The following is a 15,200-nucleotide window of genomic DNA, read 5'->3' as shown; positions in this document are numbered from 1 at the left end:
GAACATTCATGGGTTCAACATTTATGGGATTAGAGACGGCGCGCCGCAGTTTGACGACGCACCAGTGGGCGCTGCAGGCGACGGGCAACAACATCGCCAACGCCTCGAACCCGGGCTACTCGCGTCAACGATTGACGCTTGGTATGACCGAACAGCTTAGTGTCAACTTCGGCGGCACGAAGGCCGGACAGTTCGGAACGGGTGTACGCGGCGAGACGCTCGCCCGCATCCGCGATTTGATGATCGACCAACAGTATCGTGATGAGACGGTCAAAAACTCATTTTACGCGACGAAACAAGCGGCATTCGGACGGATGGAAGATATCATCAACGAGCCGTCTGAGAACGGGCTCGCCAAGTCACTTGACATGTTCTGGGGCGCGCTCCAAGACTTATCGGTCAACCCGGACGACACCGGTGCCCGCAGCGTCGTGCGTCAACGGGCGATGACACTCGCGGAGACGTTCAACTATATGTCGTCCTCGCTCACGAAAGTCCAAGACGACTTGAAGTCAGAAGCCGATGTTGTCATCAAGAAAGTGAACGATTTGTTGACGAAGATTAGCGATGTCAACCGTCAAATCGGGGACTCGGAGCCCCTTGGCGTTCTACCGAACGAACTATATGACGAGCGCGATCGCTACATGGACGAGCTCGCGCAATACGTCGAGTTCGAACGCAAACCGGTCGATTACTTGAACGGGGAGACGCGTGGTAACTCGCAGCGGATGGCTGAAGGACGGATTGATATCGTCGTAAATATCGGAACGAAAGCGGCACCGAACAACGTGACGCTTGTTGACGCTATCGGAGGAGGAGTCGGGAAATTTGACGGCCTTGAATTGACGGATGCAGCAGGCGCAGTTACGCCGCTCACCCACGCCGATATTCCGAACGGGAAGTTGAAAGCACTCGTCGAGATGTATGGTGAGAGCGGGAGTGAAGGGATTGACGGTGCCTTCACGGTCATGTTGAAAGACTTGGATGAGATGGCGCTACAATTCGCGACTGCATTCAATACGGCGCATAGTGGAAATATGGACGCGACAGGCGCCGCTGGAACGAATCAATTCTTTGAAAACATTACGAGTGCCGCTGAAATCACTGTCGGGGATGACATTATGAAGAATCTTGATTTGATTGCTGCCTCAAAGGACGGCAATATCGGTGACGGTAGCGGGGCGTTAGCACTCGCTGACTTGAAAAACCAAGCGTTGGCGTTTACCGGAGGATCGGTCACGACCAATTCATCGATCGGCAAGTATTATCAGAACGTCATCGGAAACATGGCGGTCCAAGCAAGTCAGAGTGGTAGTCTCGCCAAGAGCACGTTCGCACTCATGGCGAGCTCAGACCAGCGCCGTCAATCGGTAAGCGCGGTCTCACTCGATGAAGAGATGACGATGATGATCCAGTACCAGCACGCCTATAACGCTGCGGCACGGAACATCACGGCGGTCGACGAGATGCTCGACAAAATCATTAACGGCATGGGTGTCGTAGGGAGGTAATGAGTAATGCGTGTCACACAGACGATGCTCACACAGACGAACTTGAAACATTTATCGAGCAGCTATAACACGCTCGCCCGCGTCCAAGAGCAACTCATCAGCGGGAAGCGGATCCAAAAAGCGTCCGAGGACCCGGTCGTTGCGATGCAAGGCATCCGTTACCGGACCGAGGTGCGTGAAGTCGATCAATTCCGCCGCAACGTCAGCGAAGCGACGAGCTGGATGGACTTGACCGACTCGACATTGAACGAAGTGACGGAAGCCGTCAAACGGATCCGTGAACTGACGACGCAAGCAGCGAACGATACGTACGAATCGTCACAACGTGAAATTATCAAAAGTGAGATTGACCAACTCGTCGAACACATCGGTTCGCTCGCGAACTCGAAAGCGGGCGAGAAGTATATTTATAACGGGACGAAGACAGACAAGCCGCTTATTAATATCGCTAATCTAAAAGCGTATTTGGCAAGTACGGATCCGGCTGCGCCTGTGGCGGATATTTATGAAAGTGGAGCTATTCCGGCTGGTAGCGGTGAAATCAAATTTGAAGTATCAAAAGGAATCACGGTTCAAGTGAATATGCAGCCTGAGACCGTCTTCGGTGAAGAGTTGTTCAAAGGATTGCGTGACTTGAGTTTGGCGCTTCAAGACCCGACGAAGACAGGCCAAGACTTCTCGACAATGCTTGGTACGCTCGATACGCTTGGTCAAAGCTTGATTACGGAGCGGGCTGAACTCGGGGCTCGGGCGAACCGCCTCGAACTTGTCGATAACCGTCTGCAAGACCACGAGATCATCGCGAAGACGATCATGTCGAACAATGAAGACATCGATATCGAGAAAGTCATCATGGAGCTCAAGTCACATGAGACGGTACACCGGGCCGCATTGTCGGCCGGGGCCCGCATCATCCAGCCGACGCTCCTCGACTTCCTCCGGTAAGCGCGGATGAACCTGGCGAGACTTGAGATGCGGCAGACACAGGCCGCGATCCAGATGACGTCAAACCGCCCCGTGCACGAGATGAGACAAGGGCGGGCCGATGTGTCGATGACGCAAGGCAAGGTCGAGATGACGCAACAGACGAGACAAGGCACGCTCGAAGTCGACTCTTCGGTCGCACGCAGTGAGAGCAATTTGAAAGGCGCGCTCGAACTCGGCCGCTACTTCGGCCAGCTCGGTGAACAAGGCGTGCGCGAGGCGACGAGCCAGGCGGCCCGAGAAGGCGATCAACTGATGCGGATCGAGAACGGCAACCCGATCCCGAGCATCGCCGCGAGTAAAGTGAACGACCCGTACCCGATCGTCGACATGGGCTATATGCCGAAGTCGATCGACCGCGTCAAGTTGACGTATACGCCGGCGGATGTCAAAATCGAATGGAACCTGACGCCGGCACAAATAGATGTATCGCTTACCCCGGCCGAGATTTCGTTCACACCATGGACGACGAACATCTCGCTTCGCCAAGAAGCATCGCTCGAGATGTGGCCGATCGGTGGCATGTATGATGAGACGCGTTGAAAGTGAGGACAATCCATGTTCATTGAGACAGATTATTTTGGCAAGATTGAAGTGAATGAAGAAGAGACGATTTCGTTCGTCAGCGAGGTGCCCGGTTTTCCGGACTCGAAGACGTTCGTCCTCATCCCGTACGGGGACGACCTCCCGTTCTGGTCGTTGCAGTCGATCGAAGATTCGGCTTGTGCGTTCGTCGTGACGAACCCGTTCTGGCATAAGGCGGATTATGCGTTCGAACTGACGGACGGTGCCAAGGAGCAGCTCGCGATCGGTGAGGCCGAGCACGTTTCGGTATATGCCATCGTGACGCTTCGCGAACCGTTCGACGCCTCGACGCTCAACTTGAAGGCGCCGATCGTCATCGAGACGAAAGAGCGCCGTGGCAAGCAAGTCATCTTAGACGATGCCTACTCGGCCCGCTACCCGCTCGGCGGCCAGAAAGCGGAGGTGCGCTGATGCTCGTATTGAAACGAAAACAAGGTGAGGCGATCCATATCGGCGACGATGTGACGCTCACCGTGCTCGCCATCGAAGGCGACCAAGTCAAGCTCGGCATCGACGCCCCGCGTCATATCGACATCCATCGCCACGAGGTGTATGTCCAAATGCAAACCGAGAACGAGTCGGCCCGCGATAGTGCCAATTTGATGAAACAAATGCTTAAAAACAAGTCGGAAGCATGAGCTTTCGACTTTTTAGCTGGCTGATTTTTTAGATAGGCTGACACGTGTCACACGGGTACGATAGGATAGACAGGAAGAATTGGGAAAGGATTGGGTCGATTGGGTCAGGTTGTAAACATTTTTTTCATCAATATCAGCATCATCTATTTGCTCATTTCGTTGACGTTCTATGTGATGCGTGACGTTTTGCCGATTCAAGTGTCGTCACCGCTCGCCATCCGCATCGGGTTCGGGCTGTCGAACGGACTGATCGCTGTGTTGCTGACAATCAACTCAATCATAGTCGACGGGGCCAAAATCGACCTGCGGATCATTCCGTTCGCACTCGCGGCGGCATTCGCCGGTCCGGTCGGGGTGACCGTCGCCATCCTCACATCTGTCGCGGTCAGGTTGCTGACAGATGGCTTCAGTATGATCATCATGAACGGCTTCGTCATGATCGGCATTTTTTTGGTGATTGCCGTCGGGCTCGGCCGCCAATCGGTGCGTCGAGGTCATTCGTTCGCAGTGTACATCGCAATCGGCATGGCGCTCGTCCTCGTCCGCGTCGTCGGCAACGTCTCGCTCGATACGTTTATTGACGTGTTCATCCCGTATTTCCTGATGACATCGCTTGGGGCTTGGATATGCTATTGGGGCGTCAAGAAGTTGGAGACCCATCTTTGGATGTTCCGTCTGCATACCCATCGGGCGACCGTCGACGAGTTGACGGGTCTCCCGAACCGCTACATGACGCTCGAACGGTTGAGCGAGGTAGAACTGTCCGGTCGACCGTGGGCACTCTTCGTCATCGATGTCGATCATTTCAAGCAGTTGAACGATACATATGGCCATCGTGCCGGCGACGAGGCGTTGCGTCAAATCGGAGAGACGTTACGCCTGAACTGTCCGGACGGGGGATTTGTCGGCCGGTACGGCGGCGAAGAATTTTTGATGGTCGTTGAAGATGCAGGAGAAGCCGTCGTGGCGCTTGCCGAGGCGGTCGTCGGTATCGTCCGCGAGACGCCTTTCACGTTTGAAGGGGAAGTGATTCCGATGACGATTTCGATTGGAGCGTCGGTCGCCGACGCCGAACCGAGTATGCTTGTATTCGAGCGGGCCGATGCGGCGCTTTATGCGGCGAAGATGAGCGGACGCGATCAGGCACGTTTAGGATAACGCAAAAGGTCGGCCCCGGGGCCGACCTTTTTAGTGAATATTTTTCTTTTTGAACTGTCCGCCCCGGACGTCGTGGATGTTACCGATGGCGAGGAACGCCTTCTCGTCATAGTCGTCGAGGATGTCTTTCAATTTCGTCTCCTCTAGTCGGCTAATGACGGTGAAGACGACTTTTTTGCCGTCACCCGTGTACGCCCCTTCGCCGTGAAGGTACGTCACACCGCGGCCAAGTCGGTCCATGATGGCTTGGCCGACGTCGTCCGGCGACGTCGTGATGATCCACGCCGCTTTCGATTGGTCGATCCCTTCTAACACGATATCGATCGTCTTGAAAGCGACGAAATAGGTGATAAGCGAGTACATGGCCCGGTCCCAGCTGAAGACGAAGCCGGCCGTACCTAGGATGAAGATGTTGAAGAACATGACGATCTCGCCGACCGAGAACGGGAGTCGGTCCGTGAACGACACGGCCAAAATCTCGGTCCCATCGAGCGAACCACCGGCCCGGATGACGAGCCCGATCCCAGCACCGAGCAAGAAACCGCCGAACACGGTCGAGAGGAGCAAATCGTCCGTGAACGGTTCGATTGAGTGCAATAGGATGGTGAAGCCAGACATGAGTAAGATGGCGACGAGCGTGACGACGGCGAACGTCTTCCCGATCTGGCGGTAGCCGAAGTAAATGAACGGCAAATTGAAAAGGACGAGCCAGATGGCGATTTTTGTTTCCGTCAGATAAGAGACGATGATCGAGACGCCGACGATGCCGCCATCGATGATCTGGTTCGGGACGAGGAACGCCTCAAGTCCGATGGCGAAAATGAAGGAGCCGATCAAGAGGAGCAGCGCTTTCGCGAAGAGCTCGGTCGGTTTGATTGGATTATGTTCCCGCTTTAAGCGGAGCACTTCCTCCGGGGTCGGGGAAGGCATCGGTGGACGCTGCATCGCGTATCACCCCTTTCGTTTTTTACCTAGTATAGCATTTTGACTTTAGATGCGAACAATACGATCCAACGAGTTTAGTTATGTATTATAACTAAATATATGCTAGACTGATGAAATGTGACATGAAAGGAAGGGTTCTATGAAACGTACAAAATGGAGTGTTAATCTCATCATGAACGTCCTTGGAGGGTTGATTGCCGCCTATGGCCTCGAGTCAGTCCTCATCCCGAACAACGTCTCTGACGGGGGCATCACCGGCATCAGTGTTGTCGGCTCTCAGCTGTTTGGCTTACCGCTCGGGATCTTCATCGGCATCTTGAACGTCCCGTTCATCTATCTCGGATATAAACAAATCGGTAAGAGCTTCGCCATTTTGTCGGTCACCGGCATCGCGTCGCTGTCGATTGGGACGGTCGTCATGCACCGGGTGCCAACAATCATTGATGGCGATACGCTTCTCATCACCGTCGTCGGCGGAATCATCCTCGGTTTCGGCATGGGACTCTCGCTCCGGAACGGGGGCGCACTCGATGGCATCGACATGCTAGCCGTTCTATTGTCGCGAAAGCTGCCGTTCAGTACGAGCGACTTGATCCTCTTCTTGAACGTATTCGTCTTCATCGTCATCTCGACGGTATTTGGGCTACAAGGAGCCGTCCTGTCAGCCATCGCTTATTTTATCGCCTCGAAAGTGATTCATATCGTCGAGGAAGGCCTGAGCGGAGCGAAGACGTTCAACATCATCACGAGCGCACCCGACGAGATGGTCGAGACGATTCGCGACCGGCTCGGACGGAGCGTGACGGTCAAATCGATTCAAGGTTCATATTCGAAAGCGGCCTACCATGAGATTACGTGCGTCATCAACCGGCTCGAGGAGCGGAAGTTGAAAGACATCATCGATCACGTCGACCCGGAGGCGTTCGTCGTCGTCTATGAAGTGACGGAAGTGAAAGGTGGAAGTTTCCAAAAACGAGATATCCATTGAGTGGAATCGAGTAGCCGACGCTGCTCGATTTTTTAGTATAGGCGGGAAATCGGACATCGGTCATGGACAAGTGAGGATTCGGAAAGGAGAGACTTTATGCGACCGACCTCGTCAAGCGCGATATGGGCAAACTGGCGACAGTCGAGGCGACGCAGGCGTTCGAGGTACTGTTCGTGCTCATCGGTGAGTTGATGTTCCTCCACGCCGGACGCCCGTCTGGGCTATCGCTCGTCGGGATCTCACTCGTCATGATTGGCGTCATGCTTCATAGTAAGAGTCAATTCAAGCGAGAGGAGAAGCTGATCGCGATGGCGAATCGATACGGGAAGGAGGGATAACCATGTCTTATGGATTGTTCGGCAAGTTGACCGCCGTCCCGGGGGAGCGCGACACGTTGCTCGCGATCTTGCTCGAGGCGGCCGAGGCGATGAAACAGGAGTCGACGTGCGCTATGTACCGGGTGAACGTCTCACTCGATGACGATTCGATTCTCGTCTACGAAGTGTGGGAAAATGTAGACGCCCATCAACAGTCGCTCTCGCTTGAGACGACGAAAACGCTGATCGAGCGGGCGCGACCGGTCTTGGCCAAAGTCGAGCGCTTGGCCGTGTTCGAGCCTAGAGGCGGGCATTGAAAAACATCCACGTCCGCGGACGTGGATGTTTTATCAAGATTTCGTCAAACTGCCTTTGACCTGCTCGTAAAACTCGTCCATCATGCCGGTACGGCTGCCGAGCTGACAGATGAGTTCGAGCGTCTCTTTATAGAACTTTTTGACGAGTCCTTTGTTTTTGACTTCCATCGACGCGAGCGTCTTGTCGAGGTTTTGGAGAATCTCCTCGATCTGGTTGTCCGAGTCCGGTTTGACGACCGTCATGTTATCCGGGATCTTGACGACTTTTTCTTGTTCCTGGTGACGGAACGAAGCGCCGAAGCCAAGGTTCTCGATGAACAAGTGCGGCATCGCCTTCTGACCGAAGAATTGTTGGTGCCACTCGCTCGCTTTCATCGTGTCCATGTCTTGCTTGAACGTTGACGCCGTCGAGACGTATTTTTTAAACAGATCCGTCATGAATTTTTCGATGACCGGGATTTGCAGGGCGAAGACGTTTTTTAAGAGCGCGTCGAGCTGTGCGCGCGACAATTGGGATTCGTTTGACATGTCAGTTCCTCTTTTCTATAATACGATATCTTCATCGTATGGGATTGGCGGACGGGCGTCAACGCATCCTAAAAAGTTTTTTCAGAATATTTAATGATTTGGTGATGTTTTGTGCGATAATCGTCTCATGGCAGTCATCAAAGAGGAGTGAGTTCAACATGAATAAAACAGTAAAATGGGCCGTCGCACTTGGCGTGACCGGTGCCCTCGTCGCAACGGTCGGTGTCGTCTCGTCACGCGGACGAACCGATGATACGTCACAGACGATCCGTGACCGCGACCTCGGCTACGAGATCATTCTCCCATCGAAGATCGCCGAGGCGATCGAGCGCGGTGACGTCTATATCGAGAAAGCACAAGACGTCGTCGATGTCGGCGATAAAAATAGCTACGGCACGTTCGACCTCTACTATAGCGTCGAGGAGGGGGACGACCAACTGTTGTTCCACCTTGACTTGATCGACCGTGAACTCTCGGAAGAGGCGTTCGCGACCGAAATCGGTTACGGCAACTATCTCGGCGCGAGCGACAAGACGTTCTTCTGGGTCGAACCGACCGAGGCCGTCCCAGGCGCTGAGGCGCATACGGATGAGATCGCGGAGTTACTTGAGACGCTCCCGGAGCTCGAGTTTAAATTGATCGATTGATCTGGACGCCTGTCATGAGACGGGCGTTTTTTTTGTTTGCTGAGTAGGATAATCTATTATATAGTTAGGTTAACTAACTATATAAGGGGGCGTAACAGATGTCTGTAATTCAACATTTCAACACACTGTATGACAGCTACTTAAGACGTTTACAGCAGGAAATCGAAGTCCATGAGTATGACGACATCACGGTCGCGAATTATCCATACATCTTGGCGATTTATGAGGAAACATCAATCACCGTCTCATCGCTTGCCGAACGGATGGGCGTCAAGAAAGCGTCCGTGTCTCAAATGCTCGACCGCCTTGTCAAAACGGGATATGTCGAACGGGTACGTCAGGAGACAGATAAACGAAGTATTCAGGTGAGACTGACACCGCGTGGGCGTGAGTTCGTCGATACTGAAACGGGCGTCTATATGCGCTTTATCGATCACATCTCACAAGCGCTCTCGCCAGAAGAATGGCAGACGTTCGAGCGGTTGCTCGGACAGTTAGCCGAGGCGGCAGACCATGAATCTTGAATTCATACTCGCCGCGCTAGGTCTCGCCTTGCTCGACAGTCTGAACCCAGCGACGATTGCCACGATGATGGTGCTGCTGCCGCTTGTCCGAAAAAAATGGCATGCGAGTCTATTTATTGTCGGGACGTTTGTCGTATACACGGTTGCGGGAATCGCCATATATACAGGGCTCGATCGCTTGCTGCGAGATGTCTTGTCTTCGTGGCTTGAGCGATTCACGACTCAAGTGGGGATATCGTTACTCGTCATCGGACTGGGCTGTCTCGTGTATGGCGCCGTCACGACGCTACGTTTATTCAGACGAATCCGAGCAAACGAGCCGTTGCCAGACGTCGTGGGGACGCTCGTCCGCACCGTGAACCCGTATTCGATTATCGTACTTTCGGTCTCGTCAACGTTTCTTGACTTGCCGACGGCTTTACCGTTGTTCGGCTTCGTCGCAATCCTATCTGGGGCAGGGCTTGGAATCATTGTCAGTCTGATCGCGTTCGTATGCTATGGGGTGGTGTATATTGCACCGATGGCCATGGTCTATGGTCTGTACATCTATTTTCATGGAGATGCGCGCTACGTCCGTTTCGAACGTTCATTTCGCCACTTGTTGAACGTTTCAAGCGTTTATCTGATTCCGGTGTTCTTGTTTCTTTTAGGCGGTTGGCTCGTCTTCAATGGGATTGGACGGCTCGGGGTGGACATGTAAATCGCTTCCGTGCAAAATGGAAAAGAGGTGATTGGATGAATTGGACAGTAGAAGAAGCAAGACAGGCGGAACATGTAACAGCGCTCGAAGGAGCGGTCAACGTGCATGACGCGATCGACGTGAAGATCGGTCACGTCGCGGTCGGACAGAACGACTACGCCGTCTATGACGGTGAGACGTTGATCGGTTATTTGATGTTGTTCCCGTATCTCCCAAACGAGTATGAGGTCAATGCGCTCGTCCATCCGGACTACCGTAAGCGAGGCGTCTTCACGGCGCTCCTAGATGCAGCGAAACACGACGCGAAAGAGAACGGTTGCGAGGCGTTCACGTTCGTCATCGACCGCAAGTCGAAGTCGGGTAAGGCGGTCGTCGACCACATTCAAGCGGCGTATCAGTTCTCGGAGTACAACCTCGTCTTGAAGAAGGCCGAGCTGTTCTTGAAACCGAACGAAGTGTCGCTCCGTGAGGCGACCGACGCCGACCGTCCTGTCATCATCGAGACGCTCAGTGAGGCGTTCGGTGACCCGGTCGACGTGACCGAGAATATTTACAGCCAAATCGACACGCCGGACCGGGTGACATACATCGGTGAGGTCGAAGGCCGTCCCGTCGGTGTCATCCGCGCGCTATTGTCAGGTGACGATGCCGCGAGCATCCACGCGTTCGGTGTGCGGGCGAGTGATCAAGGTCAGGGCTACGGCACGAAGATGTTGAAGCAGATGGTCCAACAACTGTTCCGTATGGGCCGCACGAAGCTCGAGCTCGACGTTGAGACCGAAAACAAGGCCGCGCTCGAGATTTACAAGCGGGCCGGATTCGCAGAAAACGGCGGCTACGAGTTTTACTTATTAGAACTGTGAGGTGGAGACGATGGTTCTCAATTTGAAATGGTTAGGTGCCGCCTTCGAGGCATTGCTCGGCATCCCGGTGCTCGGTGGACTGTTCATCATCAGTATGGGGTATTCACCGCTCGGATTCATGCTCGTGTTCCATATCGTCGTGTTGATTCTGTCGGTATCGCGGCTGAACAAAGTCTCGTTCGGCCCGATCGTCGGGATCACGGCGTCGGTGCTCGGCTTCATCCCGTTCGTTGGCATGATGTTGCACTGGGTGGCGGCGATCGCTCTTGCGATTGACGCGTTCACGACGACCCGTGAACGGACACGTGTGATAAAAGAAGACGACCGGTTTTAACGGACGCTCTCGAAGTCGAGGGCGTTTTTTTCATTGACCAAAACTTCAAGTGAAAACGCTATACAAAAGCTTCCAAGTGGACGATATAGTAGGTGATGAATTACACAGAGGAGGAACTCATAGTGAAAGTATTTAAAAACTTTACGACTCAACTGCTCGCCTGGATCTTGGTCACGTCGTTCATTACAGGCGGGGCGGTTGGGTTCATCACGCTTCAATTAACTGAGCTCGAACTAGCTAAAGGTCAGGTCATGCTCGTCGGGACGGCCGTGGCTCTGCTCATTTCAGTACTAGGAGGGGGCGTCATTTACTTGATCGCCCGTCGCCCGCTTAAAGCGATCGAATTAGCGTCAGACAAGGCGGTCGAGGTCGGCAACGGCGACTTGACGGTCGTGTTCGCGAGTGAGACGACGAGCGACCGTTCGGAGATGGGGCGTCTGCTTCTGTCGATGGACAATATGGTCGAACACTTGCGGGAACAAGGAACGAACATGCGCTATACGGCGGACCAATTGACGGGTTCCGCGCAAGAGATCGCGGCAGCGGTCCAAGAAGGCAACACGGCCGGCGAAAGCATCCGTTCGGCGATGAACGCCTTGAACAAAATGCTCGAGGACAACGTCAACGCGACGTACAGCTCGATGGACTTGCTCGGTGCTGTCGCCCGGACGATGGAGAACATCCGGACGGAGATGGCTTCAGCGCTCGAGTCGGCGAGCGAGATGCAACAAGAAGCCGAGAGCGGGAAAGGTCTTGCTTCGACGTCAGTCGACGCGATGCATGCGATCGCTGGGAAAGTCGAACAGTCGTCGACACTCAATAGTCAATTGACGGAGAAGACAGGTGAGATTTCACGCATCACGGACGTCATCAGTGACATCTCGGCGCAGACGAACTTGCTCGCACTTAACGCGTCAATCGAGGCGGCGCGGGCCGGTGAGCACGGACGCGGTTTCGCGGTCGTCGCGGCAGAAGTCAAAAAGCTCGCCGAACAGACGGCGAACTCGACGCAAGAGATCACAGATTTGATCGTCGACGTCAAACGTTTGGTCGGCGACACGTCGTCATCGATGGCGAACGTGAAAGCGGAAGTCGAGACGGGTGTCGGGCTCGTCGAGAAAGCGGGCGGTGCGTTCGCGACGATCCACAGCTCGGCGAACGAAGTGTACAGCCACGTCCATTCGGTCGATGCGCTCTTAGACGAGTCACGCGGACAGATCGACTCGGTCGTCACAAACTCGGCCGGTATCGTTGGTATGGTCGAAGAGGCGTCACGCTACGCTACGGAAGTCACGTCAGCGGCGAGCCAACAAGCAGCAAGCCTCGGTGAAGTGAACGGCGCGATGACGGAGCTCGTTCGTGTCGCGGAAAGTTTACAGAACGAGACGGAGCAAGTGAAAGTCGAAGCGTAAGGAGGAGCGGCCCAGTGATGGGTCGTTTTTTGTTAACGGAATGAGAAGAAGTTCTCGGTTTGAGAATAAATTTTTCAAAAACACTAAACAGATTCAAGATGACTCCGATATAGAGTATGGAAACGCAAAAACGTTACCAACTAATACAAGGTGAGGGGCCGGCCTAAGCCTTGTATGCTCGGACAAATGGATTTGGAAGAGCGGAAAACTTAAACCTATGGAGGGAAATTAAAATGATTATTAACAATAACATGAACGCAATGAACGCACACCGTAATATGTCGTTCAACACAACCAACACTGGAAAAGCGATGGAGAAATTATCTTCAGGTCTTCGTATTAACCGCGCTGGTGATGACGCAGCTGGTCTTGCAATTTCTGAAAAAATGCGTGGACAAATTCGCGGTCTTGATCAAGCGTCACGTAACGCACAAGACGGGATTTCACTCATTCAAACGGCTGAAGGTGCTTTAAACGAAACACACTCGATTCTTCAACGCATGCGTGAACTCGCAGTTCAATCTTCAAACGATACGAACACTGAAGCGGATCGCAAAGAGCTTCAAAAAGAAGTTAACCAATTAACTGAAGAAATTGATCGTATTGCAAACACTACTGAATTCAACACTCAGAAATTGTTGAATGGAGATAAGAAAGGCCTTTCAGCAGCTGAAACAGGATCATTCAGTTTACAAAATAATAGTCGTGCTGATATTACGATTACACCAACTGATACAGACGATATTGATGTAACTGGTACAATCACAATTACTCGAGTGAACAACGAAGCAGGTGAAACTAACTTTGAGGTTTCTGATCCTGCTGGAACAGGATTTTCGCTTGATGATGTAACTGATGCAGCAGCTGAAATCACAGGTGCAACTGACACAATCGCAATTGCTGGTCTTACAGATATGGGTGTAGGAGAAAGTATTACAATTAGTTTTAATGCAGCGAAAGCAGCTGATACAGACACTTCAAAAGCAGCATCGCTTCAAATTGGAGCTAACAGTGGTCAGAACTTACGCGTAGGCTTAGAAGACATGCGTGCAACTGCATTAGGAGTTCGTAACGCTTCTGGAGATGCGATTGATATCACTGACGCAGGTAAGGCAACTACGGCTGTTACAACCATTAACAATGCAATTGAAAGTGTATCAGCTGAACGTTCTAAATTAGGTGCAGTTCAAAACCGTCTAGAACATACAATTAATAACTTGAACGTTGGAGCTGAAAACCTTCAAGCAGCTGAATCACGTATCCGTGATGTAGACATGGCGAAAGAGATGATGAACTTTACGAAGAACAACATCCTTAACCAAGCTTCACAAGCAATGTTGGCTCAATCGAAATCTCAACCAGAAGCAGTCCTACAACTTCTTCGGTAAGATTTACGGGCGTCTTATCTGGTAACGGATAAGAGTACAACTGGGTGAATTGCTGGGACTCCTTAGAGCCCTCCTTACGACAACGTGACTGGAAACGGTGAGCGTGAACGTTTTGAAAAAAGGAAGGGATTGGACAATCAGCAGCCAAGCATCTGTCAGGAAACTGTGATGAAGGTTCAACGACTAGGATGAACGACCTAACGACTTAACGTCCATGGTTATGAGATCCGTACCTCGTAAACGGCGAGGGAAGTGCCCAGCCCCTACTTTACAATAATGTATATTATTATATTAGTATTGTAAAAGGGTGAAGATATAGTCTAGACCATATTGAAAGATATGGGTATCTGCAAGCAAACCAACAGCCGCAAGCTGTACTTCAATTGCTCCGTTAATATAGCAATTGACTATTTAAAAGTTATACTAAAAACCGTGGAGCTTATGCTTCACGGTTTTTCACATCTTGCCATTTATAAACGACCGACCAGTAGGTGCGATTTAAGCGTCGGGCAATCTCACGGTCATTGACTCCTTGGTGTTTCCATTCGATCAATAAAGCGATTTCTTCACTTGAATATGGACGGGCTGGGATTGATACCCGGACTGTATAATCGGGATGTGAGATTTTGTGATGAGCAATTTCTGAAGCTAAACGCGTCTCCCAATCCAATTTGTACGCAAAGTCTGGCAACTCAGTCAGATAGGGTTTTAACACATCAAGAATTTGAAATGTATCTGTGACTTTAGTTGTTTTAAGATAATAGCCTGTCCCGCTCGGCGTACCTGACGTCCGGACATTGACGTTAAAGCGCTCGAACAAGAAAACTGCTAATTGTTCTAACTGTTCTTTGGAGAACGCTTGTAAGTACAAGGCGATGTGTGGTGTGAATTGAATTTCTTTTTTTTGTGATTGAACCGTTTACTCAATAGTAGGGAACCGTCATCAAGATAAAGCGTGAGAAGAAATGAAGGGTGACAAATGTCTTCGAGCAATTCGAATGGGATTTGCTTTTTATTGTCCGGATAGAAAAGTGGAAACAGCCTCGTCATGAGTGGAATCGAACGAGATACCAGGTTGTTGCCGCGTAAATACAATAAATCTGAAAGTTTTCGTTGCTTCCACTCCCGATAACTTAGTTGACCCATACTAAAATGTTCACGGTAGCTGTTATTCACGCGTCGATCATACACGTAGCATTTCGTGATTTCCCCATCCCCTAAAATACTCGCGACTAATATGGCGACTTGCTCCTCTGACAGTCCTTCCCAGTCCATCGATGCTCTCTCCTTTACGAATTGGTAGCTTCAATATATTTATTCCCGTTTTGAATAGCGGACCGGTTTCAATAATGAACTAGCTC

The 15,200-nt window shown here is 51.9% G+C and carries 19 protein-coding genes and 1 pseudogene; 16 read left to right on the top strand and 4 right to left on the bottom strand.

Annotated elements, in window-relative coordinates; all coding sequences use genetic code 11:
* The first annotated feature begins 8 nt into the window (after window positions 1-8).
* The 6 genes from flgK (at window position 9) to A6395_RS04320 (ending at window position 4,876) form a co-directional block, all read left to right on the top strand.
* Window positions 9-1,511: a flagellar hook-associated protein FlgK gene (gene flgK / locus A6395_RS04345; RefSeq protein WP_071398014.1), complete on the top strand. Its 1,503-nt coding sequence runs from the start codon at window positions 9-11 to the stop codon at window positions 1,509-1,511.
* Window positions 1,512-1,517: 6 nt separating this feature from the next.
* Window positions 1,518-2,456, top strand: coding sequence for a flagellar hook-associated protein FlgL (gene flgL / locus A6395_RS04340; protein ID WP_071398013.1), 939 nt, complete (start codon window positions 1,518-1,520; stop codon window positions 2,454-2,456).
* A 27-nt stretch (window positions 2,457-2,483) separates the two neighbouring features.
* On the top strand, window positions 2,484-3,038 hold the full coding sequence (locus A6395_RS04335) for a DUF6470 family protein (RefSeq protein ID WP_252100508.1): 555 nt from the start codon (window positions 2,484-2,486) through the stop codon (window positions 3,036-3,038).
* Window positions 3,039-3,053: 15 nt separating this feature from the next.
* Window positions 3,054-3,491, top strand: coding sequence for a flagellar assembly protein FliW (fliW, locus tag A6395_RS04330; protein ID WP_071398011.1), 438 nt, complete (start codon window positions 3,054-3,056; stop codon window positions 3,489-3,491).
* Window positions 3,491-3,718 (top strand): carbon storage regulator CsrA, encoded by a 228-nt coding sequence (csrA, locus tag A6395_RS04325; RefSeq protein WP_016509303.1) that lies wholly within the window; start codon window positions 3,491-3,493, stop codon window positions 3,716-3,718. Before fliW ends, csrA begins: the two co-directional genes overlap by 1 nt.
* Window positions 3,719-3,817: 99 nt before the next feature.
* Window positions 3,818-4,876, top strand: a complete 1,059-nt coding sequence (locus A6395_RS04320) for a GGDEF domain-containing protein (protein ID WP_252100507.1) — start codon at window positions 3,818-3,820, stop codon at window positions 4,874-4,876.
* A 30-nt stretch (window positions 4,877-4,906) separates the two neighbouring features.
* Here A6395_RS04320 and A6395_RS04315 read toward each other — a convergent pair whose 3' ends face one another.
* Complete coding sequence (locus tag A6395_RS04315; RefSeq protein WP_233589581.1) at window positions 4,907-5,821, bottom strand: YitT family protein; 915 nt, start codon at window positions 5,819-5,821, stop codon at window positions 4,907-4,909.
* A gap of 139 nt (window positions 5,822-5,960) precedes the next feature.
* Here A6395_RS04315 and A6395_RS04310 point away from each other — a divergent pair, with 139 nt between their 5' ends.
* The 3 genes and pseudogenes from A6395_RS04310 to A6395_RS04300 all read left to right on the top strand — a co-directional run bounded on the left by A6395_RS04310 (window position 5,961) and on the right by A6395_RS04300 (window position 7,443).
* Window positions 5,961-6,809 carry a YitT family protein gene (locus tag A6395_RS04310; protein ID WP_071398009.1) on the top strand — a complete coding sequence of 283 codons (849 nt, stop codon included), beginning with the start codon at window positions 5,961-5,963 and terminating at the stop codon, window positions 6,807-6,809.
* Window positions 6,810-6,904: 95 nt separating this feature from the next.
* Window positions 6,905-7,147, top strand: a pseudogene (locus tag A6395_RS04305) (multidrug resistance efflux transporter family protein); the annotation flags it as partial.
* Window positions 7,148-7,149: 2 nt separating this feature from the next.
* Entirely contained in the window at window positions 7,150-7,443 is a 294-nt protein-coding gene (locus tag A6395_RS04300) for a putative quinol monooxygenase (protein ID WP_071398007.1), read from the top strand.
* Between the two features lie 33 nt (window positions 7,444-7,476).
* Here the strand turns inward: A6395_RS04300 and A6395_RS04295 are convergent, their stop codons facing one another.
* Entirely contained in the window at window positions 7,477-7,971 is a 495-nt protein-coding gene (locus A6395_RS04295; protein WP_016509305.1) for a hypothetical protein, read from the bottom strand.
* 158 nt (window positions 7,972-8,129) lie between these two features.
* On the opposite strand from A6395_RS04295, the gene A6395_RS04290 reads away from it, so the two are divergent.
* The 7 genes from A6395_RS04290 (at window position 8,130) to A6395_RS04260 (ending at window position 13,839) form a co-directional block, all read left to right on the top strand.
* Window positions 8,130-8,618, top strand: coding sequence for a hypothetical protein (locus tag A6395_RS04290; protein WP_233589580.1), 489 nt, complete (start codon window positions 8,130-8,132; stop codon window positions 8,616-8,618).
* A 98-nt stretch (window positions 8,619-8,716) separates the two neighbouring features.
* Window positions 8,717-9,142: a MarR family winged helix-turn-helix transcriptional regulator gene (locus tag A6395_RS04285; RefSeq protein ID WP_071398005.1), complete on the top strand. Its 426-nt coding sequence runs from the start codon at window positions 8,717-8,719 to the stop codon at window positions 9,140-9,142.
* Window positions 9,132-9,842: a GAP family protein gene (locus tag A6395_RS04280; RefSeq protein WP_071398004.1), complete on the top strand. Its 711-nt coding sequence runs from the start codon at window positions 9,132-9,134 to the stop codon at window positions 9,840-9,842. The genes A6395_RS04285 and A6395_RS04280 overlap by 11 nt, the downstream gene beginning before the upstream one ends.
* 35 nt (window positions 9,843-9,877) lie before the next feature.
* Window positions 9,878-10,705 carry a GNAT family N-acetyltransferase gene (locus A6395_RS04275; protein ID WP_071398003.1) on the top strand — a complete coding sequence of 276 codons (828 nt, stop codon included), beginning with the start codon at window positions 9,878-9,880 and terminating at the stop codon, window positions 10,703-10,705.
* Window positions 10,706-10,715: 10 nt separating this feature from the next.
* Window positions 10,716-11,039 (top strand): hypothetical protein, encoded by a 324-nt coding sequence (locus A6395_RS04270; protein ID WP_071398002.1) that lies wholly within the window; start codon window positions 10,716-10,718, stop codon window positions 11,037-11,039.
* 122 nt (window positions 11,040-11,161) lie between these two features.
* The gene (locus A6395_RS04265) at window positions 11,162-12,451 is read left to right on the top strand and encodes a methyl-accepting chemotaxis protein (protein ID WP_084812932.1); all 1,290 of its coding nucleotides are present in this window, start codon (window positions 11,162-11,164) and stop codon (window positions 12,449-12,451) included.
* 233 nt (window positions 12,452-12,684) lie between these two features.
* Complete coding sequence (locus A6395_RS04260; RefSeq protein ID WP_071398001.1) at window positions 12,685-13,839, top strand: flagellin N-terminal helical domain-containing protein; 1,155 nt, start codon at window positions 12,685-12,687, stop codon at window positions 13,837-13,839.
* A gap of 439 nt (window positions 13,840-14,278) precedes the next feature.
* Here the strand turns inward: A6395_RS04260 and A6395_RS16180 are convergent, their stop codons facing one another.
* Complete coding sequence (locus tag A6395_RS16180; protein ID WP_084812931.1) at window positions 14,279-14,710, bottom strand: hypothetical protein; 432 nt, start codon at window positions 14,708-14,710, stop codon at window positions 14,279-14,281.
* On the bottom strand, window positions 14,677-15,114 hold the full coding sequence (locus A6395_RS16175; protein ID WP_084812930.1) for a hypothetical protein: 438 nt from the start codon (window positions 15,112-15,114) through the stop codon (window positions 14,677-14,679). Before A6395_RS16175 ends, A6395_RS16180 begins: the two co-directional genes overlap by 34 nt.
* Window positions 15,115-15,200 lie beyond the last annotated feature (86 nt).

The sequence above is a fragment of the Exiguobacterium sp. SH31 genome, from assembly GCF_001816105.1.
Lineage (GTDB): Bacteria > Bacillota > Bacilli > Exiguobacteriales > Exiguobacteriaceae > Exiguobacterium > Exiguobacterium aurantiacum_A.
This window is presented reverse-complemented; position numbering and strand designations above follow the sequence as displayed.